The following is a 22,024-nucleotide window of genomic DNA, read 5'->3' as shown; positions in this document are numbered from 1 at the left end:
GACTTAACTTTTTTGCGACTAATTACGCACTCTCAACTTGTGCTAACAACTGTCCGGCAAAATCAGCACGATTCAAAGTACTTAACACGCCATAAAAGCTTGCCTCGACAATATCGTTACTAATGCCCACGCCGCAGACACGCTGGCCACCTATATTCAGCTGAATGTAGGCAACAGCATTGGCTTGTTCATTACAGCCTAGCGTGTGCTCGTTGTAGTCCACCAAAAATATATTGGTGGCTAGTTGTTTATTTAAACCGATGATTAACGCATCCAGTGCGCCTTGCCCCTGGCCGCTTATCACCGTGCTAATGCCGCCGATAGTCATGTTGGCGGTCATTTGATCCTGATGATCCTGGCGTTTTAACTGATAGCTAAGCAGTGTTAAGGGCTGCTGCTGATTAACGTAGGTTTGTTGGAAGATTTGGTAAATTGCATCCGCAGAAACTTCTCCGCCGTTTGTTCGGCGTGGTGCTGGATATGGCGGCTGAAATCTACTTGTAACCAGCGTGGTAATTGCAAGCCATAGTCTTGCTCTAACACATAAGCTATACCGCCTTTGCCTGACTGGCTATTGATGCGAATGACTTCCTGATAATCCCGGCCTAAATCTGCTGGGTCAATCGGTAAATAAGCCACTTGCCAATGATCCTCGGGTTGATATTGCTGCAGGCATTTTTTGATTGCATCCTGATGGCTACCGGAAAATGCGGTGAACACTAACTCGCCCGCATAGGGGTGACGCGGGTGAATGGGTAATTGGGTGCAGTGGGTGACCACCTGAATGATTTGGTCCATATTGGCAAGATCCAATTGAGGATCGATACCTTGACTGTATAAGTTCATTGCCATCGTGATGATATCCATATTGCCGGTGCGTTCACCATTACCAAGCAAAGTCCCTTCCACGCGATCAGCGCCGGCCATTACACCAAGCTCTGCTGCGGCAACACCGCAACCTCTATCGTTGTGGGTGTGCAGGCTGATAATGACTGCTTCTCGGTTGGCGATGTGATCGCACATCCACTCAATTTGGTCGGCATAGACATTGGGAGTGGCGACTTCAACCGTGGCGGGCAGATTGATGATTACTGGCCGTTCTTTAGTCGGCTGCCACACTGCATTGACGGCATCACACACTTCGACAGCGTATTCCAGTTCGGTGCCGGTAAAGCTTTCCGGCGAATACTGGAATTGCCATTCGGTGGCAGGGTGTTGGTCGGCGCATTGTTTAACCCATTGTGCGCCTTGCACGGCAATGGCCTTGATGGCCGTTCGATCCAATTTAAAAACGTGTTCGCGCTGCACTGTTGAAGTGGAATTATACAAATGCACGATGGCACGCTTGGCTCCAGCCAGCGATTCAAAGCTGCGTTCAATTAATTCCTGTCTCGCCTGAGTTAGCACCTGGATAGTGACATCGTAGGGAACCAGCTGTTGTTCAATGATCGTGCGGACGAAATCGAAGTCTGTTTGCGAGGCAGCGGGGAAGCCCACCTCAATCTGTTTAAACCCTACTGCGACCAGCAACTGGAACATTTCCAGTTTTTGGCTGGGGCTCATGGGCTCGATCAGCGCCTGATTTCCGTCGCGCAAATCGACACTGCACCAGTCCGGTGCCTGTTGGATGACCTGGTTGGGCCAGCGTCTATCCGGCTTATGGATGGCGGGGAAGGGCTGGTATTTACGGTGGTCAAAGCGGTTCATGTTTTTTTGCTCGCTATCGGGTGATGAGTAAAAAATTCAACCGCAGGCTGCGGCGCTCTTGTGAAGCGGGTATCCGGTAGCCCTTGTGAGGCATTAACCAGCCTGCGGTTGAGTGATGATTATAAGTAAGGTGCGGTAGTGAATGTGTGCAAGTTTTATAGATAATGAATATTTTCTAGAGTTAATTATCTAACAATGTGATATTTTGTAGATTAATTGTCTATATAATTTTAATTTGTTAGCGTGAGGGTGTGGCATGACAGTCAAGTTGGACCGTATCGACAAACATATTCTCAGTCTGATGCAGCGTAATGGTCGGATTAGTAATCTGGAGCTGGCCGAGCAAGTAGGTTTGAGTCCTACCCCTTGCTCGCGGCGGGTAAAGCGGCTGGAGCAGTCCGGTATTATTGACCGCCATGTCACGCTGTTGAACCCGGAAGCGCTGGGCTTGAACCTAACTGCAATGGTGAGTATTGCCATGGATCGCCACACTCCAGATCGATTTGCCCGTTTTGAGGAAAAAGTGTCCGAGTTTCCGGAAGTGGTTGAATGCAGTATTGTCACTGGCCAGAGTGCCGACTTTTTATTGAAGGTGATGGTGCGTGATATGCAGCACTATGAAAAGTTTTTGCTGGGGCAGCTCACTACTCTGGAAGGGGTTACTGGTGTGCATTCCAGCTTTGTGCTGCGGCGATTAGTTGATAAGACCGAATTGCCTTTATAGGGCTTTTTTATAGCTGCAGTCTTATTGAAGCGGGTGCGCTAGGCTACACTTCTAGCGGTAGGCGACAAAAGCAAGTCGCTGCTATTTTGTTCAGATAACTTTTTGTTTTTATTTAATTTATTGATTTTATGGGTGCTGGCACAGGTTTTGCTGCCAGTGAGTTTAGGCGCACGTTAGCGACGGAAGTTTGGCATGGCTGAAGATAACGAAGATCAGGAAAACAACGAAGAAGGGGCTGGGGTTAAAGAAAAGAAGCCGTTAAACCCTAAGGTAAAGCTCATTATTATCATTGTAGCAGCGCTGTTGGTGGTGGTTGCGACCGTGGGTGGCACGCTCTATATGCTGGGGTTCTTTGATACCAGTGACAGTGAAGAGCTTGAGGTTGACGAAGAGGTGGCGGAGGCCGTAGTTGACAATAAACCGTCACCGGCGATGTACTTCCCAATCAAACCGGCTTTTATCGTTAATTACCCGGATAAAGGACGGCAGCGATATTTACAGGTGGAAGTGACGGTGTTGACCAGAGATATGGATGTGTTTAATGCCATGCAAATTCATTCGCCGCTAATTAAAAACCGCTTGGTTATGTTATTGGGTGGTGAGGTTTATCAGGAATTGCAAACCGCAGAAGGTAAAGAGCTGTTGAGGCAAAAAGTACTGGAAGCGATGCAAGGCATTATGGAGCAGGAACTGGGTAAAACCGGCATTGAAGAAGTTCTATTTACCAACTTTGTCATGCAGTAGCAGTGGCGAGAGGTTAGCAAACTAAGTGCAAGATCTATTATCTCAAGATGAAATTGATGCGCTGTTACACGGTGTCGACGAAGGTGATGTCGATACCGAGACCGATGTAGAGGATGGCAGTGCGCAATCGTATGACCTGACGAGTCAGGATCGAATCGTCCGTGGTCGCATGCCTACATTGGAGATGATTAACGAACGCTTTGCTCGCTACACCCGTATCAGTTTATTCAATTTATTGCGTCGTACTGCCGATGTCGCTGTGGGTGGTATTCAAATACAAAAGTTTGGCGAGTATGTACACACGCTGTATGTACCTACTAGTTTGAACATGATCAAAATGCGCCCATTGCGTGGCACCGGTTTGGTAATTCTTGATGCCAAATTGGTTTTTAAGTTAGTGGATAACTTTTTTGGTGGTGATGGCCGGCACGCTAAAATTGAAGGTCGGGAATTTACTCCCACAGAGTTGCGTGTTGTAGAAATGGTATTGCGCGAGGCTTTTGTTGATTTGAAAGAGGCGTGGAAGGCGATACTGCCGATCGAATTTGAGTTTGTGAATGCGGAAGTCAATCCTTCTATGGCTAATATAGTTAGCCCCAGCGAAGTTGTCGTAGTGAGCACCTTTCATGTCGAGTTAGATGGCGGAGGTGGCGATATGCATATTACCTTACCGTACTCGATGATTGAGCCTATTCGTGAAACGTTGGATGCAGGATTACAGACCGATGTTGATGATGTTGATGACCGTTGGGTAACGTCATTGCGTGAAGATATTATGAGTGCAACGGTGGATATTGACTGTTGTATTGCAGAAAAAGAATTGACTGTAAGGGATCTAATGGATTTGCAGGTCGGTGATGTGATTCCCGTAGAAATTCCTGAAAAAATAGTGGTAACGGCGAATGGTGTGCCGTTGTTACATTCAAAGTTAGGGCAGTCCAAAGGTAATTTGGCGCTGCAAATTTTGGGCCGGATACCGCGTAAATAACTTTCAATTGGCTGTTGTATAAAGCCGTGATCAATCGGCAGTAATATCTGCGGAGAAGTAGTATGAGTGATGATGATAATGATGTGAACCAGGACGAGATGGCCGATGAATGGGCTGCGGCAATGTCAGAGCAGGGCGATGACGGGCAGGATGATATTGATGCGATGTTGGAGCAGGCCAATGCTGAACCTGACGTCAAAAAAGCACCGATGACGGAATTTAGTGCATCCTCTGCCGCGGCGGTTGAAGGTGCGCCGGACCTCGATGTCATTATGGATATCCCGATCAAAATTTCAATGGAAGTGGGGAATACCGAGATTAGTATCCGTAATTTATTGCAATTAAATCAGGGTTCGGTGATTGAATTGGATCGTTTGGCGGGTGAGCCTTTGGATGTGTTGGTTAACGGCACGTTGATTGCTCATGGTGAGGTAGTTGTGGTCAATGAAAAATTCGGCATTCGGATGACGGATGTTATTAGTCCGTCAGAACGCATTAAGAAGTTACGGTAATTACTATGTTATGCCGACAGTGGTTAACGGCATTATTATTGAGTGTGCTAAGCACCCAGCTGGCTGCTGATGAACCTTCAGCTATGTCCGTTTCCGATAATGTGAAATCAGCAGAGGGTGTGGTTGCCGATTCGGTACCAGCAGTAGCTGCCGACCCTGATCTCAAAAAATCGTCCTTGTATCCATCTCTGCTTGCTAGCAATGCTGCCAATAACGCAAAAAAATCGACGGCTGTTGGTTCTGGTTTAGTTACCGCTGATCCGATTAAAGTTGTTGGCGGTTTGCTATTTGTCGTTGCCATTATATTTTTGGTGGCCTGGTTGATGCGTCGCCTCGGTGCTATCCCTGCCTTTACCGGGCAAACCATGCGAGTCGTTTCAGCATTGTCAGTGGGCACTCGTGAAAAAATTATTTTAGTCGATGTTGCTGGCCAACAAATTTTGTTGGGAGTGGCCCCCGGTAGAGTCAATCATCTGCAAACATTTGAACAAGCGGTGATAACGCCTGCGTCCAATACGCAACCAAATACAGGAGATTTTGCCAAAACCATTAGAAAATTATTGCATCCAGCCACTGAGCAGCAGGTAGGTAGCAGCAATGATAGTGCAGGTAAGCTGTCGTGAATCAGTCATTGAAAAAACAATTATCAAATTGGTTGCTATTAATATTGCTGATCTTTCCGGTATCGCTATTGGCACAAACCAATAGTTCGCTGCAGTCAGTGACTCAAGTTGCAACGAGTGCTGTACCAGGTATTCCGGCGATGACTGTGACGACCAACGCCAGTGGTGGTCAGGAATATACAGTCACGCTGCAGATCCTCGCGATCATGACAGTGCTAACACTGTTGCCCGCTTTTTTAATGATGATGACAGCATTTACCCGGGTGATTATTGTGTTTGCTATTTTGCGACAGGCGATAGGTTTGCAGAGTACGCCCTCTAATCAAATTATTTTGGGGTTGTCGTTGTTTCTGACCATCTTCATTATGATGCCAGTGTTCGAGCAAGTGAATGAGCAGGCTTTACAGCCTTATATGACGGAAGAAATAACGTCTCTGGAGGCGGTGGAGCTGGCATCAGCGCCGTTTCACACATTTATGCTGTCGCAAACCCGGGAAACAGATTTGGATTTGTTTATGCGTATTTCTAATACAACCGATGTACAAACCCCTCAGGACACGCCGTTTTTTGTGCTGGCTCCAGCCTTTCTGACCAGTGAATTAAAAACGGCGTTTCAGATGGGGTTTGTATTATTCATCCCTTTTTTGGTGCTCGATTTAATTGTTGCGTCGGTATTGATGGCAATGGGTATGATGATGTTGTCGCCCATTATTATTTCGCTGCCATTTAAAATTATGCTGTTTGTATTGGTGGATGGCTGGGCAATGATTATTGGTACTTTGGCAGCTAGTTATGGTTACTGACCAGGAATCCATAAAGGAGGTTTGTGATGACACCTGAAGTGGTAGTGGATTTGTTTCGCGAAGCGTTATCGTTGGTTATTTTGATCGTGTGCATTATGGTGGTGCCCAGTTTGTTAGTGGGGTTGGTGATTAGTGTTTTTCAAGCGGCGACTCAAATTAACGAGCAAACATTAAGTTTTTTACCGCGCCTGCTCACCACTATTGGTATGTTAATTATTGCCGGTTCGTTTATTCTGAGCGAATTAATCGATTTTACCACTCGTTTGGTGACCAGCTTGCCGAACCTGATTGGTTGAGGTGAGTTGATGGCTGGTACCTGTGGTAAGCAGTCTTGTCATGTTTGAAATTGATACTGCACTGATTAGTGGTTGGGTTGGCTCAGTCATGTTGCCTTTCTTTCGCATCGGTGCGATGTTATTAGCTGCCCCTATTTTTGGCACTCAGCTCATTCCCGCTCGCACGCGCATAGTAATCGCCTTCTTGTTGACTATGGTGCTAGCGCCTAATTTACCTGAAATGCCGGTGATAGATGCTTTGTCAGTGGCAACAATGGTGCTAATAGTGCAGCAGTTGCTGATCGGTATTGCGATGGGTTTTGTCATGCAGTTGCTATTGCAACTTTTTGTTGTCGGCGGTCAAATTATTGCGATGCACATGGCTTTGGGTTTTGCATCCATGGTTGACCCCACCAATGGGGTGACGGTAACGGTGCTCAGCCAATTTCATTTGATGTTGGTGACCTTATTATTTGTATCGCTTAATGGTCACTTGGCGATGATAGAAGTACTGACGGAAAGTTTTTATGCGTTGCCAGTGGGTGCAGGTTTTATCAATGATAATATGTTGTGGACCTTGGCGGGGCGTGCGACCTGGATGTTTTCCAGTGCGATGTTGTTAGCGTTACCTGCGATTGCCTCTCTAATGATTATTAACTATTCCCTGGGTATTGTGACGCGCGCAGCACCACAGCTGAATATTTTTGCTTTGGGTTTTCCTTCAATGCTTATTATTGGCTTATGTATTATCTGGTTGCTTCTCGGTAGTTACGTGCCGCTCTTCGATCGTTTTACCCGTGAGGCTCTGGATATGATGGCCTTTCTGGTGACTCCCTAGTTTTATCTGTCTGCAAGCCGTTTTTCGGCATAAGTCTTGCTCTTACTGTGTTATTACCTATGAATGCCGTAGTTTTGACGGTGTTTGTTCCTATGACCTTGCGAGATCGCCGTGGCAGAAAACGAAAACGGACAGGAAAAAACCGAAGAGGCGACGCCGAAAAAGTTAAGCAAGGCGCGCGAAGAGGGTCAGGTTCCCCGATCGAAAGAATTAACCACTATGCTGGTGTTGCTGGCGGGGGTGATTGGCATCATCACTCTGGGTGGCGATGTGGTTAACGCGATAAAAGGTGTAATGAAATTTAATTTTAGTATGAGTCGGGAAGTTGCTTTCGATACTAATTTGATGATGGCTCAATTGACGAATACTGCTTACGCTAGTGTGATGTCATTACTGCCATTTTTCTCAGTGGTGGTGGTGGCCGCTTTGGTTGGACCTACGGCATTGGGTGGCTTTTTATTTAGTGGTAAGGCGTTAGTCCCCAAATTTAGTCGCATGGATCCGATCAAGGGGATACAGCGGATTTTCCCTAAACTCTATAGTTGAATTAGTAAAATCTATTGCAAAAGTGTTACTGGTGGCTTCTGCCGCTTTTATGATGATGGTGTTTTTTCAAGCGGACTTGCTCGGTTTGTCGAAGTCGAGCTTGGAACCGGCAATCGATCACATGCTAACGATCATTGCCTGGTCAGTATTGGTGGTAAGTGCCTCGATGATTTTTGTTGTCGCCATTGATGTGCCGTATCAGATTTTTGATCATGGCAAGAAAATGAAAATGACCTTGCAGGAAGTCAAAGATGAAATGAAAGACACCGAAGGCAAGCCGGAGGTGAAAGGTCGCGTGCGACAGATGCAGCGCCAACTCGCACAGCGCCGGATGATGTCGGCGGTACCTGAGGCTGATGTTGTAATTACCAACCCCGAGCATTTCTCGGTGGCACTGAAATATGATGTGGAGGCTGGCGGGGCGCCAATTGTTGTAGCCAAGGGCGTGGATTTTATGGCAATAAAGATACGGGAAATCGCCAACGCCCATGACGTTATGATTCTGCCTTCGCCACCCTTAGCGCGGGCAATTTACTTTACCACTGAGATCGATGAGGAAATTCCGGGCAATTTGTACCTGGCGGTGGCGCAGGTACTGGCTTACATCTTCCAATTACGAACTCATAACAAAGGCGAGGGCAGACGTCCAAAACCATTGGCAGAGATTGAATTACCAAGGGATGCCTTGTACGACAGTGATGGCGTGCCTCAGCCTGAGCATTAAATATCTCGCACATCCAGTGACGATGTAGTGGAAGCTAGTGAGGTTAAAAACGGCCACCTATCCCCCAGAGAAATATTTTTCCTTGGTTTGTCAAAAGCGGAAGGATTCTTGCAGTAGCTCTACTAACTGCGCTGGGCGCCAATATTTTGGTGTGGCAGCGGCATTTTCATTGGCTAGCAAAGAGGCGGCTGCCTCCTGCTGAAGTAGACAAGCATTATTCATGAACGCCACTGACAGTCTTACTCAAAAGAATCAGTCGACCGGCCTGTTAAACCTTGCGCAAGGTAACCTGGGCGTACCGGTTTTACTGCTTACCATTCTCGGTATGATGACACTGCCGATCCCTCCTTTTTTATTGGATGTGTTTTTCTCTTTTAATATCGCAATTGCCATTGTGGTTATTTTGGTGGCCGCCTATGCGTTGCGCCCACTGGATTTTGCCGTGTTTCCAACCGTGTTATTGGTCTCCACTTTACTGCGTTTAGCATTGAATGTTGCCTCAACTCGAGTGGTATTGCTTGAAGGCCATCAGGGTGGTGATGCGGCGGGTAAGGTCATCCAGTCTTTCGGGGAAGTGGTGATAGGCGGTAATTACGCGGTTGGTTTGGTGGTGTTCCTGATTCTGGTGATTATCAATTTTGTGGTCGTTACCAAAGGTGCTGGTCGTATTGCGGAGGTCAGTGCGCGTTTTACCTTGGATGCCATGCCGGGTAAGCAAATGGCGATTGATGCGGATTTAAATTCTGGTTTGATCAATCAGGAAGATGCCAAAGCACGTCGAGTAGAAATTGCTAGCGAAGCAGATTTTTACGGTTCCATGGATGGTGCTAGCAAGTTTGTTCGCGGTGATGCTGTCGCCGGTATTATGATTTTGTTTATTAATATTATAGGTGGCTTGGCTATTGGTATGGTGCAGCATGAGCTGGAATTTGCCAGAGCGATGGAGGTCTATTCCTTGCTGACTATTGGCGACGGCTTAGTAGCACAAATTCCTGGGCTGTTGTTATCAACATCCGCGGCGATCATGGTCACAAGGGTCAGTAGCTCGAAAGATATGGGCGAGCAGATCAACAGCCAGATGTTTGAATCGCCTAAAGCGTTGGCGGTAACGTCAGCGATTGTTGGTTTTATGGGGGTGATTCCCGGTATGCCGCATGTCGCGTTTTTAACGCTGGCGGCCATTACCGGTGGTGCGGCGTACATGATTAGCCAGCGCAAAGAAAAGGTGGAAGTAGAGCGGGTAGCTGTTGAGCAGGCGCAGCAAGTGCAGGAGCAACAGCAACAGCAGGTGCCCAAAGTGCCTGAAATTGGTTGGGATGATGTGCAGCCAGTGGATGCCATTGGTTTGGAAGTAGGGTACCGCTTGATCCCTATGGTTGATAAAGCGCAGGGCGGTGAGCTGCTGAGCCGGATAAAAGGCATCCGCAAAAAACTGTCTCAGGATATTGGTTTTTTGATTCCTTCCGTGCACATCCGTGACAATCTTGACCTGATGCCAACGGCCTATCGCATTACATTGACCGGTGTGACTGCTGGCGGCGCCGAGATCTATCCTGATCGCGACCTGGCGATTAATCCGGGGCAGGTGTTTGGCAAGATTGATGGCATCCCTACTACTGATCCTGCCTTTGGATTAGAGGCATTATGGATAGACCCCGGTATGAAAGATCAGGCGCAAACTCTGGGCTATACCGTTGTGGATGCCAGCACCGTAGTGGCAACCCACATCAATCAGTTGCTGTTAAAACATACTCATGAATTATTGGGGCACGATGAAGTTCAGCAAATGCTGGATATGTTGGCCAAGCATGCGCCTAAATTGGTTGAGAACCTGGTGCCTGACACCGTATCCATGAATGTGATGCTGGCTGTGTTGAAAAACTTATTGATGGAGCAGGTACCGATTAGGGATCTGCGCACCATCGCCGAAGCGGTTTCTGCCAATGCCCATAAGAGTCAAGATATCGTCGCCTTAACCGGAGCGGTCAGGGTGGCGCTGCGGCGTACTATTATCCAGAGTATCTACGGTAATGAGGATGTATTACCGGCAATAGCGCTGGATCCAGCAATGGAACAGTTATTGCTTAAGTCATTACAAAACTCCCAGCAAAATGGCATTACTGACGATATTGTGTTGGAGCCGGGCTTGGCTGAGAAGATTCAAGTGGCGCTGCGCGATGCCACCCAGCGCCAGGAGTTGGCCGGTAAGCCAGCAGTGTTACTGGTATCGGCGCCACTGCGCGCGGTGATGGTCAAATTTATCAGGTATAGCTCGGTGGACATGCAGGTGCTGTCTTACGGTGAGATTCCGGATGACAAGCAGATCACCATTGAAAGTACTGTGGGTTAGTCATCTCAATAGTGAGAGCAGTTTAATAACACGCCAATAACTGGCTACGAGGTTTGAGTCATGCAAGTAAAACGTTTCGTTGCAGCCAATATGCGTTTGGCACTGGAAATGGTCCGCGAAGAGATGGGGCCGGAAGCAGTGATTCTCTCGAATAAGCGGGTGCCGGATGGGGTGGAGTTGTTGACGGCGATTGATCCTGCCGATATCCCTGAGCCAGAAAGTTCGCATTCGGTGAGTGATAATCCCTTTGAGCAAGCAATGCGTGCCAGTCAGGCTGCTGCCGATGCGGAGTCGCGCCAGCGCCCGCCGAGCAAGTTAGAGCTGGGACTGGACTTGATGCAACATCAAGCCAAAGAAAGAGCGAAGGCGCTGGCGGCAGCGATGGCAGAAAAGAATCGTCAGCAGATAGAGGCAGCGGTTAATCCTGCGGCAGTAAAGGAAGCCGCGCTAGCCGATGCTGGTCTGCAGTCCTATGCGGAACAGCAATTAGCTGCGCGGCTGGAGCTGGATGTCGATAAAGTGGAGCTGCAAGCAGTAACCCCTGAGTCGGTAGCGCCAGCCGCAGCGGATATGTCAGCAGTCCCGGTGCGCGATGAAGAGTTAATTCAGATGCGGTTTGAGCTTCAGGCAATGCGTGATTTGCTTGAGCAGCAGCTATCTACCATGGCTTGGGGTAACTACAGTCAGCAGCAGCCTGAGCGTGCAGGAATCTGGAAACGACTAAAGCGCATGGGTATTAGTGCGTCGCTGGCTGACAGCTTATTGGCAAAAGCCCAATTGCAGACTGGGAATGCTGTGCAATCGGTGCAGGTGTGGCAGGCGATGATGGCCGATCTGTGCCAGCAATTACAGGTTGAAAGTAATGATTTGGTCGATCAGGGCGGGGTATTTGCCTTTGTCGGTCCGACCGGTGCCGGTAAAACCACTACTATTGGTAAGCTCGCTGCCCGTTATGTATTGAAGCATGGTGCTGAAAATGTTGCCTTGGTAACGACTGATACCATGCGCATTGCAGCACATGAACAGTTGCGGACGTTTGGGCGGATTTTGAATCTGCCAGTAAAGATAGTCGATAAGAATAATAGTCTGGAGCGGGTGCTGCATTCGTTGCGGCATAAGAAACTGGTGCTAGTGGATACTGCTGGATTAAATAGACAGGACCCGCGCTTACGTAAACAAATGCATACGCTCAATGAACTGGGTGGCCGTTTACGGACGGTATTGGTATTGCCCACTACTAGTCAGGTTGAGGTCATCAGAGCGGCATACCATACTTACAAAACTGATAGCCTTGATCACTGCGTACTAACCAAGCTGGATGAGGCTGCCAGTTTGGGTGAGGCGATTAGTTTAGCGGTTGAACAATCACTAACGGTGGCGTATAGCACTGCCGGGCAGGCGATTCCTGATGATATCAGTTGCGGAGTGTCAAATCAGTTGGTGCGTACCGCCATCGAGCTAGCCAAGCAGGTGACTACCGATGATGAAACAATGGCCGAGGAATTGGCGGGTTTAGGGCACACTAAAGTTTCGGCACAGCGTTTGAGTGCGAATGGGTAGTTGTTGTTGAGTGAGTGGAAAGCTGGAGTTCTGAGAGTTTTTGAGCTATTAAACGGTTGTTGCAATAGCCGTTTAGTATGTGGTGGCGCGAAAGGTTAGCCTCTGGCCATGATCTAATGCTCTGTTATCATCATTCCGCTGTTTTTGATGGCTGTTAAGGAGTTAAGTATTTATACTACTTGCTGACTCATGGCTAGATGAAGTAAGTTGTTAAGTTGGTGGCTGAAGTAGTTATGGTTAAACAGTTTTTTACTTCTAGCAATACCGATAGGCTGAGCCTTTACGTTATAAATTCGGACTGTGTGCTGGCTACAAAAAAACCAGCTAACAAAATAATATCAAAATGAAAAACCGCAGCTGTAATCATAGGAGCATATCCAACAAATGAGTTCTCATCCCGTTCAAGTTATTGCAGTTACCGGCGGCAAAGGGGGAGTTGGCAAAACCAATGTCTCCATCAACTTGAGTGTGTGTTTGGCTGGGATGGGTCGCCGCGTTGCTTTGATGGATGCGGATTTAGGTTTGGCGAATATAGATGTGCTATTAGGCTTGCGGCCCAAGCAAAATCTTGAAGATGTGCTGGCGGGTCATTGCTCCCTCAATGACATTATGTTGACTGGGCCGGGTGGCATTAGAATTATTCCGGCGTCATCAGGCACTCAGCGCATGACCATGTTGGGGGCAATGGAGCATGCGGGTTTAATTCATGCCTTCAGTGAAATTAGTAATCAGATTGATGTGCTGGTGATTGACACCGCTGCCGGTATTTCCGATTCGGTGGTAAGTTTTGTTCGTGCTTCCCAGGAAATTTTAGTGGTGGTTTGCGATGAACCATCATCCATTACCGATGCCTATGCGCTGATTAAATTACTGAACAAGGATTACGGCGTTGATCGCTTTCGAGTGGTTGCCAATATGACGCGCACTACCCAAGAGGGGCGCAATCTTTTTAATAAGCTGACGCAAGTGACTGACCGTTTTCTCGATGTGACCTTACAGTACGTTGGCAATATTCCTTTCGATGAAGCGGTACGTAAGGCGGTTCAGCGCCAAAAGCCAGTTGTCGAACTTTCTCCCCGTAGCAAGGCTGCTCTGGCATATAAACAACTGGCTGAAAAAGTGGATCTTTGGCCGTTGCCTTCTACTCCGCGCGGGCATCTCGAGTTTTTTGTCGAGCGTTTGGTAGAGGGTGCAGCAGGACATCAATAATGTCCTTGTCTGAAGGGGTGGCAATGTATAACGACGTCGATAAACCATCGATGGAAGACATGGTGGAGCGCTACGCACCACTGGTCAAACGAATCGCTCATCATCTGTTGGCGAGAATGCCCTCTAGTGTTTTGGTTGAAGATCTGGTGCAGGCTGGATTGATTGGTTTGATGGAAGCTGCTCGCAATTACGACGTGTCCAAAGGAGCCAGCTTCGAAACCTATGCCGGGATTCGTATTCGTGGTGCCATGATTGATGATGTCAGGCGTGGTGATTGGGCACCGCGGTCGGTGCACCGAAATTCGCGTCGGGTTTCGGAGGCTATTCGTACTGTTGAATCGCGTTTTGGTCGTGATGCCAGTGATAATGAGGTGGCAGCTGAGTTAGGCGTAGAGCTGGATGAGTACTACAGCATTATTAAAGATTCAGCCTCGAGTAAGTTGTTTAGTTATGACGAGTTAATCAGTGGTGATGATCGTCCTGAAGAGCAACTACCCAGCTCCGCAGCAGATCCGTTGGACGGTATCCAAAGTGACGCTTTACGCAGGGGTTTGGCGGCAGCTATTGCTACCTTACCGGAGCGTGAGCGGTTGGTGTTAGCTTTGTACTACGATGAAGAATTGAACCTCAAAGAAATAGGCTTGGTGTTGGGGGTGAGTGAATCCCGTGTTAGCCAAATCCATAGTCAGGCCGCCTTGCGATTGCGAAGTCGGTTGGTCGACTGGCAATCTAACCCGCCTTCTGAGTAAACCATTCTCGCTTGCCGCTGAGCGCAATCTATACAGTTTTTTTGCCATTGGCCGATAAGCTTTAACTTAATGAGATAAATACATAATTTTTCTATGAAAATCTCGATAAAAATTGCTATAAAAGCCGTTATCTACTGGATACCCCCACAGCAGGGGCTAGACTGGATAGGTACGTCACTTTATACGTCAAAGCCTGAAATTCTCTGGAGGTAGCTTTGAACAAAGATATGAAAATTCTCATTGTTGACGATTTTTCAACAATGCGGCGAATTATCAAAAACCTATTGCGTGATTTGGGTTTTACCAATACATCGGAAGCAGATGACGGTGTCACTGCATTGCCGATGCTGCAAAATGGCAATTTTGATTTTCTGGTCACTGACTGGAATATGCCGGGCATGACCGGTATCGATTTATTGAAAGCGGTTCGTGCTGATGAGCGATTGAAGAACATGCCTATTTTGATGGTAACTGCTGAAGCCAAGCGCGATCAAATTGTTGAAGCTGCTCAAGCAGGCGTTAACGGCTATGTAGTGAAGCCATTTACCGCAGCCGTATTAAAAGAAAAGATCGATAAGATTTTCGAGCGGGTTCAGGGTTAGTCAGGCTGGGTAACAGCCGTAACCGCTAAGTCACTGACGCAAGGTAAAACAATTCCATGTTGGGAAAAGACAAAGGCACCGAACTCGACGGGGTGTGGGATGAGCTGAAAGGCCGGGCCCGCACGCTAGTCGATCGCTTAGAGGCCGGGGACTTCACCGGTGCTTCTAGTGCGATAGAGGACCTCAATGAGGCTCGCGACCGTAATATTTACCGCGAAGTAGGTAAATTAACTCGTGGTTTACATGAGGCCATCGTTAATTTCGATATTGGCGCACCTGAGATTCCAAATACTAGCGAGAGTGATGCCGCGGGTGATGTCGAGTCAAAAATGACCAATGCCCAGGATCGTCTCGATTATGTCATTAATCTTACGCAGAGTTCTGCCGATAAGACTATGGACATGGTGGAGGAGGGGATTCCGCTGGCGTCTGCAATTGGCGATAAGGCTGTGGCTTTACGCGAGGATTGGGGGCGTTTACTGCGTCGCGAGATGGACCCTGAAGAGTTTCGGGATTTATACCGGCGTATTGATGAATATTTAGCATTCTCAACAGATTCATCGACTCAGCTTAGTGACAAGTTGAATACGATTCTGTTGGCGCAGGATTTTCAGGACTTAACTGGCCAGGTGATCAAAAAAGTTATTAGCTTGGTACAGGAGGTTGAGGAGCGTCTGGTCGAGTTGATGCGAGTGGCTGGGCAAGTAGAAGAATTAACCGGAATTGTTAGGAAAGCCGAAGTTGCCAAAACGGAAGATGTGTCAGCTGAAAGTAAAGATGTAACTGCAGAGGGGCCACAGATTAATGCGGAACAGCGCAATGATGTGGTGTCAGGACAGGATGATGTGGATGATTTGTTATCGAGCCTGGGTTTTTAGACGATTCGACTAAGACGTTTGTTAGCTAGCATTGCGAGTGGTTACTGGGGAGTAATTAATGTTCGGTGAAGACGAAGAAATACTGCAGGATTTTCTGGTTGAGGCCGGTGAAATTCTGGAGCAATTGTCTGAACAGTTGGTCGACCTGGAACAACGTCCTGATGATGTCGGTTTACTCAATGCTATATTCCGTGGATTTCATACCGTTAAGGGTGGTGCGGGTTTTCTGCAGCTCACTGCACTGGTGGATTGCTGTCACATCACTGAAAATCTATTTGATTTTTTACGTACCGGTAAGCGTAGCGTTACGCCTGAGTTAATGGATGTGGTGCTGCAAGCGCTGGATGCCGTTAATGAAATGTTTGCAGAAGTGCAAGGCGGTAATGCGCCCTCGCCAGCAGATCCGGAATTGCTGGAACGTTTAGGTGCATTAGTCGTTGCAGAAGATGCTGCAGGTACGGCTGAAGCGCCAGTAGATGCAGCTGAAGAAGTGCCAGCTGCAGAGCCAGAGCCAGGCGGTGACATCACTGATGCCGAGTTTGAACAGTTCCTCAATGCGATCGCAGATCCTGCAGAGGCTCCGGCTGCGGCAGCAACCCCTGCAGCCAGCAGTGACTCCGATGAAATTAGCGATGATGAATTTGAGGCGTTACTGGATAATATTCATGGTAAAGGGCAGCACAGCGGGGCGACAGCGTCGCAGCCTACACCACCTCCGGCCGCCGCTAGTTCAAATAATGATGAAATAACGGAAGATGAATTCGAAGCATTACTGAACGAATTACATGGCTCCGGTGCGCCAGGAGCTAGTACCGCTAAACCTGCTGCTGACAATAAACCGGCGCCAGCTGCTGCAGGCGGCGATGATGTTATCAATGATGATGAGTTTGAGGCTTTACTAGACCAGCTACATGGAGAAGGACAAGGGCCTACCGATATCGGTGGTGATACTCAACCCCCCCGGCCAGTGCGCCGCCTCCGCCCCCACCACCTCCGCCCCCAACACCAAAGCCGGCCGCTGCAGAAGAAAAGAAACCCTCTGCGCCGCCAGCTAAAGCACCTCCAGCAGCTAAGCCCCCGGCAGCTAAAGAAAGTCCTGCCGCTGAGGCCACGGTGCGGGTAGATACCCAGCGTCTTGACGACATCATGAACATGGTGGGCGAGCTGGTATTGGTCCGTAATCGATTGGTGCGCTTAGGTGCCAAGAGTGGTGATGAAGTAATGACTAAAGCCGTATCTAATTTAGATGTGGTGACGGCTGATTTGCAAACTGCAGTTATGAAACGCGGATGCAACCCATCAAAAAAGTGTTTGGTCGTTTTCCTCGAGTAGTACGGGATTTGGCTCGCAGTTTGAAGAAAGAAATTTCGCTGGAAATGCTGGGTGAAGAAACCGATCTGGATAAAAACCTGGTTGAAGCGTTAGCTGATCCTCTGGTTCACCTGGTGCGCAACTCGGTTGACCACGGTATAGAAATGCCTGATGTACGAGAGAAAGCGGGTAAACCTAGAATAGGTAAAATTATCCTCGCGGCTGAGCAAGAGGGTGACCATATCTTGTTGTCAATTACTGATGACGGCGGCGGTATGGATCCGGATATGTTGCGAAATAAAGCCATCGAAAAAGGCTTGTTTGATGAGGACGCCGCTGCTCGTTTAAGTGATACCGAATGTTTTAATATTATTTTCATGCCGGCTTTTCTACCAAAACCGAGATTTCAGATGTATCGGGTCGCGGGGTTGGTATGGATGTGGTGAAAACCAAAATCACACAGCTTAATGGCAGCGTAGAAATTCGTTCTAAAGTGGGGGAAGGTACCCGTTTAGAAATTAAAGTGCCGCTGACGTTAGCTATTATGCCCACTTTAATGGTGATGTTAGGTGAGCAAACTTTTGCTTTTCCATTGGTGAGTGTGAATGAAATTTTCCATATGGATCTGACTCGTACCAATGTTGTTGATGGTCAGGAAGTGGTGACTGTGCGCGATAAGGCGCTACCATTATTTTATTTAAAAAAGTGGTTGGTTAATGGCAATTATGGTGGTGTTGAACCAGAAGAAAGTGCTCATGTAGTGATTGTCTCAGTGGGTACTCAGCGCGTTGGTTTTGTTGTGGATCAGCTAATAGGTCAGGAAGAAGTTGTTATTAAACCGCTGGGAAAAATGTTGCAAGGTACACCGGGAATGGCCGGGGCAACGATTACTGGTGATGGTCGAATTGCATTGATTCTTGATGTGCCTAGTATGCTCAAACGCTATGCAGGGTAATATTTTTGGTAAGGCGCTGTTATGTGCCAACCATTTGCTAGTTAATGTTAGATGTGAAGTACGAGGTAATGGATGACGGTTTCCGTCTTGGTAGTTGATGACTCTGGATTTTTTCGTCGTCGCTTGAGTGAAATGATCAATGGCTTTGAAGGTTTAAAAGTTGTTGGCGCGGCGAGTAATGGTCGAGAAGGCGTAGAGATGGCTTTAAAATTAAAGCCAGACGTCATCACTATGGATTACGAAATGCCCGTGATGGACGGTATCACTGCCGTTAAGCAAATCATGAGTCAGTGTCCAACGCCGATTCTAATGTTTTCCTCATTGACCTATGAAGGTGCTAGAGTAACACTGGACTCGCTGGAGGCGGGTGCTGTTGATTACTTACCGAAAAACTTTGAAGAAATTTCAAAAAATTCTACTGTACTAAAAAAGAAATTAGCGGAGCGGATATTAACTGTCGCGCAGGCAGGAAAAGGCGGCAGAATGCGTCAGCAGAGTGCCCTTGGCGTTAGTGCAAGTGCGCCGGATTCTGCGGCAAAATCAGCTTCAGTAGCACCTGCCCCTACTACCAGAGCCTCCGCGCCAGCACCTGCTCAACCAGTACCTACCAAGCCCGCGACTTCACCGGCACCTCGACGCAGTAATAAAAGTTATAGCTTATTAGCCATTGGCACCTCTACAGGTGGGCCAGTTGCATTGCAAAACGTGCTAACAAAGTTGCCGGCAAATTTTTCTCTGCCAATTGTACTTATTCAGCATATGCCTTCTACCTTTACATCGGCCTTTGCCGAGCGTTTGGATTCACTGTGTAGAATTAAAGTGAAAGAAGCCAAGGATGGCGATAGTTTGCAACCGGGTGTTGCGTTATTGGCGCCAGGCGGAAAGCAGCTGATGGTAGTAAAAGGCGGTAAGGTCAAAGTATTACCAGGCGATGAGCGCTTGAATTATAAACCTTGTGTTGATATTACATTTGGCTCAGCAGCTAATGCTTACGACAGCAAAGTGCTGGCCGTAGTGCTTACCGGAATGGGTTCTGATGGCTGTGAAGGCGCGAAGTTATTAAAGCAAAAAGGTGCTACCGTGTGGGCTCAGGATGAGGCTACTTCTGTTATCTATGGCATGCCCATGGCCATCGCACGGGCGAATCTTGCCGATGAAATTCTTCCTCTTCAGCAGGTAGGTGTGCGCCTGACTGAAATCGGTTAGGCCATAGCCAATGGATATTCTCAGTATATTTGGCGTCATTATTGGCTTTGCTGCCATTCTTGGTGGTAATTATCTCGAAGGCGGCACCTTGGCCGCGTTAGTGAATGTTCCCGCAGCAGTGATTGTTATCGGAGGCACTACCGGTGCCGCAATGTTGCAAACACCGTTGTCTGGATTGAAATTAGCAATAAGCCGCCTGCGCTGGGTATTTTCTCCTCCTAATCTTGCTTTTAATAAAGGCGTCGACAAAGTGGTGCGTTGGGCGATCGCTGCTCGCAAGGAAGGTTTGCTGGGCTTAGAGAGTATTGCCGAAACTGAAGTTGATTTTTTTGCGCGTAAAGGTTTGCAGTTATTGGTGGATGGTAGTGAGCCAGAAAGCATTCGTAGCATTATGGAAGTTGAATCTATGTTGTTGGAACAGCGTGACCTGGATGCATCGAGATTTTATGAAAGTATGGGTGGCTATTCGCCAACTATCGGTATTATCGGTGCGGTCATGGGGTTGATACAGGTGATGAGTAATTTATCTGATCCCGCCATGTTAGGTTCAGGTATTGCAATCGCTTTTGTGGCAACGATTTATGGGGTTGGTTTCGCCAATTTATTACTGCTGCCTATTGCCAGTAAATTGCGCAACCTGGCCAGACGTGAGGCTGATTTTCGCGATTTAATTATCGAAGGCATTATCTCCATTGCCGAAGGGGAAAACCCCAGGGCGATCGAACTTAAACTCAATGGCTTTTTGCATCGCTAGTAATTTACTGTTCGGCCTACTAGGGCAGGCCGACGACTTGGGAGAGGAGCCGAATGGCCCGCCGTCGCATTATAGATGAACCGGTTAACCACGAACGTTGGCTGGTTTCCTATGCAGATTTTATTACGTTGTTATTCGCTTTTTTTGTGGTGATGTATTCCATCTCTCAAGTTAATGACGGCAAATATAAAGTGTTGTCGGAAACACTCAGCGAAGCGTTTACCAGTCCTGAATTGATTAACCCCCAGCGTACACTGGACCCTTTTCAGATTGGTGAAATTGCTAAATCCAATCCCAAAAACCTCATTGAATTAGAATCGAGCGCGATACTGGATAAAGCGGGTGATCAGGAAGGTGAGGGTAGTGGCGAGGAACGGGAAAAAGGTGTGATGCCGACGGAGTTTGAGCAAATAAATTCGCGTATTGATGAAGATTTTGCCGACCTAATTAAACAACAGATGATTACCCTGCGCGGCAATGAAGAGTGGTTGGAGGTTGAGCTCAAGTCTTCATTATTGTTTGCCTCCGGTGATGCGAAATTGAGTAATGACGCACTAGAATTATTAGGCAGCATTGCTGACATTTTGCGTGATCAATCCAGCCCGATCAGGGTGGAAGGTTTTACTGATAATGTGCCGATAAATACCGTCCAGTTTCCTTCTAATTGGGAATTGTCGACGGCAAGAGCTGCGGCTGTCGTTCAGTTATTTGTTGAAGAGCAATTGCAGCCCGGTCGATTAGCGGCTATTGGCTATGGCGAGCATCAACCCATCGCGGATAACGCCACCGCAGAGGGTCGAAATGCTAATCGTCGCGTGGTGTTGATGATTTCCAAAACTGGCGAATTACGGCCTGAGCTGCGTCAATTAACAAGTACCGAGCAGTTATTGAATCCGGTGAACGATAGTGCTGAAGCTGGCCGAATAGAGATACTCATCCCCGGTGTAGACACCTTTGGTGATGAAGAGCCGGAGACAGCTAATGATATCAAAGCCGAGAGTCAGGCTGACCCTATGCAAGGTATTAAAACTATTGAATTAGAGGATGGCGGCTTGTTGTTTACCAATGATTCTGCTGCGGAAAGTGCTAATTGATTCCGTAGCGAGTCAGTGGCAGGATAATTGCTAGATCTAGCAAAAAGAAGCATATAATTACGACAAATTGACGTTGGGGTAAAGGTCGCATGCGGGTATGGGCAGTAGCAAATCAAAAAGGTGGGGTCGGTAAAACCACCACCGCTGTTGCGCTCGGTGGTCTTCTGGCTGAGCAGGGTCAGCGTGTACTGTTGCTGGATTTGGATCCGCATGGCTCAATGACCAGTTACTTTGGTTATGACCCTGACAGTTTGCAGAAAAGCAGCTTTAATCTTTTTGCCGCCACCGACATAGAAGTCGCTGAAATCGAGTCGCTGTTGCTCACCACCGGTGTAGATAATCTCACCTTGATACCTTCGAGCATGGCCTTGGCTACGGTGGAGAGACGAGCCTCAGCAGAAGGCATGGGTTTGAAAGTCGCTAAAGCCTTGGCGCTGGTGTGGATACCTATGATTATGTGTTGATTGATAGCCCGCCGGTTTTAGGGGCGTTGATGATCAATGCGCTTGCAGCCAGTGAGCGATTGTTGGTGCCTGTACAAACTGAATTTCTGGCGCTGAAAGGTCTGGAACGAATGATTCGTACTATTATGATGGTGACGCGGTCGCTGAAGAAAGAGTTAAACTATTTGATTGTGCCGACGATGTTTGATCGGCGCACACAGGCCTCGCAAAAGGCCTTGCGGACCATGCGCAATAGCTATCCGGATAATATTTGGGCGTCGATGATCCCGGTGGATACCCGTTTTCGTGATGCCAGCCGAGAAGGTCAGGTACCTTCAAAATTTGACCCTGAGGCACGGGGCGTGGTTGCATACACCGCATTATTAAAGCTGTTACTGTTGCAACAACAGGAGCGGCTACGAGCTTAAT

Annotated in this window: 22 protein-coding genes and 2 pseudogenes; 21 read left to right on the top strand and 3 right to left on the bottom strand. The window is 47.8% G+C overall.

Going from position 1 to position 22,024, the window contains the following annotated elements:
• Positions 1 to 22: 22 nt before the first annotated feature.
• Together UNITIG_RS25870 and UNITIG_RS22165 are read right to left on the bottom strand one after the other, a co-directional pair.
• Complete coding sequence (locus UNITIG_RS25870) at positions 23 to 424, bottom strand: alpha-isopropylmalate synthase regulatory domain-containing protein (RefSeq protein ID WP_369809254.1); 402 nt, start codon at positions 422 to 424, stop codon at positions 23 to 25.
• Positions 385 to 1,707 (bottom strand): 2-isopropylmalate synthase, encoded by a 1,323-nt coding sequence (locus UNITIG_RS22165; RefSeq protein WP_369809247.1) that lies wholly within the window; start codon positions 1,705 to 1,707, stop codon positions 385 to 387. The genes UNITIG_RS25870 and UNITIG_RS22165 overlap by 40 nt, the downstream gene beginning before the upstream one ends.
• Before the next feature lie 256 nt (positions 1,708 to 1,963).
• Here UNITIG_RS22165 and UNITIG_RS22160 point away from each other — a divergent pair, with 256 nt between their 5' ends.
• The 9 genes and pseudogenes from UNITIG_RS22160 (at position 1,964) to flhB (ending at position 8,484) form a co-directional block, all read left to right on the top strand.
• A complete protein-coding gene (locus UNITIG_RS22160) occupies positions 1,964 to 2,431 on the top strand; it encodes an Lrp/AsnC family transcriptional regulator (protein WP_101760506.1) in 468 nt (155 codons plus the stop codon).
• Positions 2,432 to 2,623: 192 nt separating this feature from the next.
• Positions 2,624 to 3,175: a flagellar basal body-associated FliL family protein gene (locus UNITIG_RS22155; protein WP_101760505.1), complete on the top strand. Its 552-nt coding sequence runs from the start codon at positions 2,624 to 2,626 to the stop codon at positions 3,173 to 3,175.
• 25 nt (positions 3,176 to 3,200) lie between these two features.
• Positions 3,201 to 4,163 (top strand): flagellar motor switch protein FliM, encoded by a 963-nt coding sequence (gene fliM, locus UNITIG_RS22150; RefSeq protein WP_101760504.1) that lies wholly within the window; start codon positions 3,201 to 3,203, stop codon positions 4,161 to 4,163.
• 62 nt (positions 4,164 to 4,225) lie between these two features.
• Complete coding sequence (gene fliN / locus UNITIG_RS22145) at positions 4,226 to 4,675, top strand: flagellar motor switch protein FliN (protein ID WP_101760503.1); 450 nt, start codon at positions 4,226 to 4,228, stop codon at positions 4,673 to 4,675.
• A gap of 5 nt (positions 4,676 to 4,680) precedes the next feature.
• On the top strand, positions 4,681 to 5,298 hold the full coding sequence (gene fliO, locus UNITIG_RS22140) for a flagellar biosynthetic protein FliO (protein WP_101760502.1): 618 nt from the start codon (positions 4,681 to 4,683) through the stop codon (positions 5,296 to 5,298).
• 8 nt (positions 5,299 to 5,306) lie between these two features.
• Positions 5,307 to 6,101, top strand: a complete 795-nt coding sequence (gene fliP / locus UNITIG_RS22135; protein ID WP_200821425.1) for a flagellar type III secretion system pore protein FliP — start codon at positions 5,307 to 5,309, stop codon at positions 6,099 to 6,101.
• Between the two features lie 26 nt (positions 6,102 to 6,127).
• Positions 6,128 to 6,397: a flagellar biosynthesis protein FliQ gene (gene fliQ / locus UNITIG_RS22130; RefSeq protein ID WP_101760501.1), complete on the top strand. Its 270-nt coding sequence runs from the start codon at positions 6,128 to 6,130 to the stop codon at positions 6,395 to 6,397.
• Between the two features lie 40 nt (positions 6,398 to 6,437).
• Positions 6,438 to 7,214, top strand: coding sequence for a flagellar biosynthetic protein FliR (gene fliR, locus UNITIG_RS22125; protein WP_101760500.1), 777 nt, complete (start codon positions 6,438 to 6,440; stop codon positions 7,212 to 7,214).
• Positions 7,215 to 7,325: 111 nt separating this feature from the next.
• Positions 7,326 to 8,484, top strand: a pseudogene (gene flhB / locus UNITIG_RS22120) (flagellar biosynthesis protein FlhB).
• A gap of 90 nt (positions 8,485 to 8,574) precedes the next feature.
• Here flhB and UNITIG_RS25275 read toward each other — a convergent pair.
• The gene (locus tag UNITIG_RS25275; RefSeq protein ID WP_255399767.1) at positions 8,575 to 8,706 is read right to left on the bottom strand and encodes a hypothetical protein; all 132 of its coding nucleotides are present in this window, start codon (positions 8,704 to 8,706) and stop codon (positions 8,575 to 8,577) included.
• Between UNITIG_RS25275 and flhA the strand changes: the two genes are divergently transcribed.
• The 12 genes and pseudogenes from flhA to UNITIG_RS25860 all read left to right on the top strand — a co-directional run bounded on the left by flhA (position 8,705) and on the right by UNITIG_RS25860 (position 22,023).
• A complete protein-coding gene (flhA, locus tag UNITIG_RS22115) occupies positions 8,705 to 10,834 on the top strand; it encodes a flagellar biosynthesis protein FlhA (protein WP_101760499.1) in 2,130 nt (709 codons plus the stop codon). The genes UNITIG_RS25275 and flhA overlap by 2 nt on opposite strands.
• 60 nt (positions 10,835 to 10,894) lie before the next feature.
• Positions 10,895 to 12,394, top strand: coding sequence for a flagellar biosynthesis protein FlhF (flhF, locus tag UNITIG_RS22110; protein ID WP_101760498.1), 1,500 nt, complete (start codon positions 10,895 to 10,897; stop codon positions 12,392 to 12,394).
• A 384-nt stretch (positions 12,395 to 12,778) separates the two neighbouring features.
• Positions 12,779 to 13,603 carry a MinD/ParA family protein gene (locus UNITIG_RS22105; RefSeq protein WP_101760497.1) on the top strand — a complete coding sequence of 275 codons (825 nt, stop codon included), beginning with the start codon at positions 12,779 to 12,781 and terminating at the stop codon, positions 13,601 to 13,603.
• 23 nt (positions 13,604 to 13,626) lie between these two features.
• Positions 13,627 to 14,352, top strand: a complete 726-nt coding sequence (locus UNITIG_RS22100) for an RNA polymerase sigma factor FliA (protein WP_101760617.1) — start codon at positions 13,627 to 13,629, stop codon at positions 14,350 to 14,352.
• A gap of 215 nt (positions 14,353 to 14,567) precedes the next feature.
• Positions 14,568 to 14,954, top strand: coding sequence for a chemotaxis response regulator CheY (gene cheY / locus UNITIG_RS22095; RefSeq protein WP_200821414.1), 387 nt, complete (start codon positions 14,568 to 14,570; stop codon positions 14,952 to 14,954).
• Between the two features lie 56 nt (positions 14,955 to 15,010).
• The gene (locus UNITIG_RS22090; protein WP_101760496.1) at positions 15,011 to 15,832 is read left to right on the top strand and encodes a protein phosphatase CheZ; all 822 of its coding nucleotides are present in this window, start codon (positions 15,011 to 15,013) and stop codon (positions 15,830 to 15,832) included.
• A 58-nt stretch (positions 15,833 to 15,890) separates the two neighbouring features.
• Positions 15,891 to 18,098 (top strand): annotated as a pseudogene (locus tag UNITIG_RS25270) (chemotaxis protein CheA).
• Positions 18,099 to 18,170: 72 nt separating this feature from the next.
• Positions 18,171 to 19,304, top strand: a complete 1,134-nt coding sequence (locus UNITIG_RS22080; protein ID WP_101760495.1) for a chemotaxis response regulator protein-glutamate methylesterase — start codon at positions 18,171 to 18,173, stop codon at positions 19,302 to 19,304.
• 10 nt (positions 19,305 to 19,314) lie between these two features.
• Positions 19,315 to 20,058 (top strand): flagellar motor protein, encoded by a 744-nt coding sequence (locus tag UNITIG_RS22075; RefSeq protein WP_101760494.1) that lies wholly within the window; start codon positions 19,315 to 19,317, stop codon positions 20,056 to 20,058.
• A gap of 53 nt (positions 20,059 to 20,111) precedes the next feature.
• Positions 20,112 to 21,152, top strand: a complete 1,041-nt coding sequence (motD, locus tag UNITIG_RS22070; RefSeq protein ID WP_101760493.1) for a flagellar motor protein MotD — start codon at positions 20,112 to 20,114, stop codon at positions 21,150 to 21,152.
• 89 nt (positions 21,153 to 21,241) lie between these two features.
• On the top strand, positions 21,242 to 21,616 hold the full coding sequence (locus tag UNITIG_RS25865) for a ParA family protein (RefSeq protein WP_369809246.1): 375 nt from the start codon (positions 21,242 to 21,244) through the stop codon (positions 21,614 to 21,616).
• On the top strand, positions 21,592 to 22,023 hold the full coding sequence (locus UNITIG_RS25860) for a ParA family protein (RefSeq protein ID WP_369809245.1): 432 nt from the start codon (positions 21,592 to 21,594) through the stop codon (positions 22,021 to 22,023). The genes UNITIG_RS25865 and UNITIG_RS25860 overlap by 25 nt, the downstream gene beginning before the upstream one ends.
• Position 22,024 lies beyond the last annotated feature (1 nt).

The sequence above is a fragment of the Oceanicoccus sp. KOV_DT_Chl genome (assembly GCF_900120175.1).
Classification (GTDB): Bacteria; Pseudomonadota; Gammaproteobacteria; order Pseudomonadales; family Dasaniaceae; genus Oceanicoccus.
The sequence above is the reverse complement of the archived record's forward strand: the minus strand, read 5'-3'. Positions and strand labels throughout refer to the sequence as shown.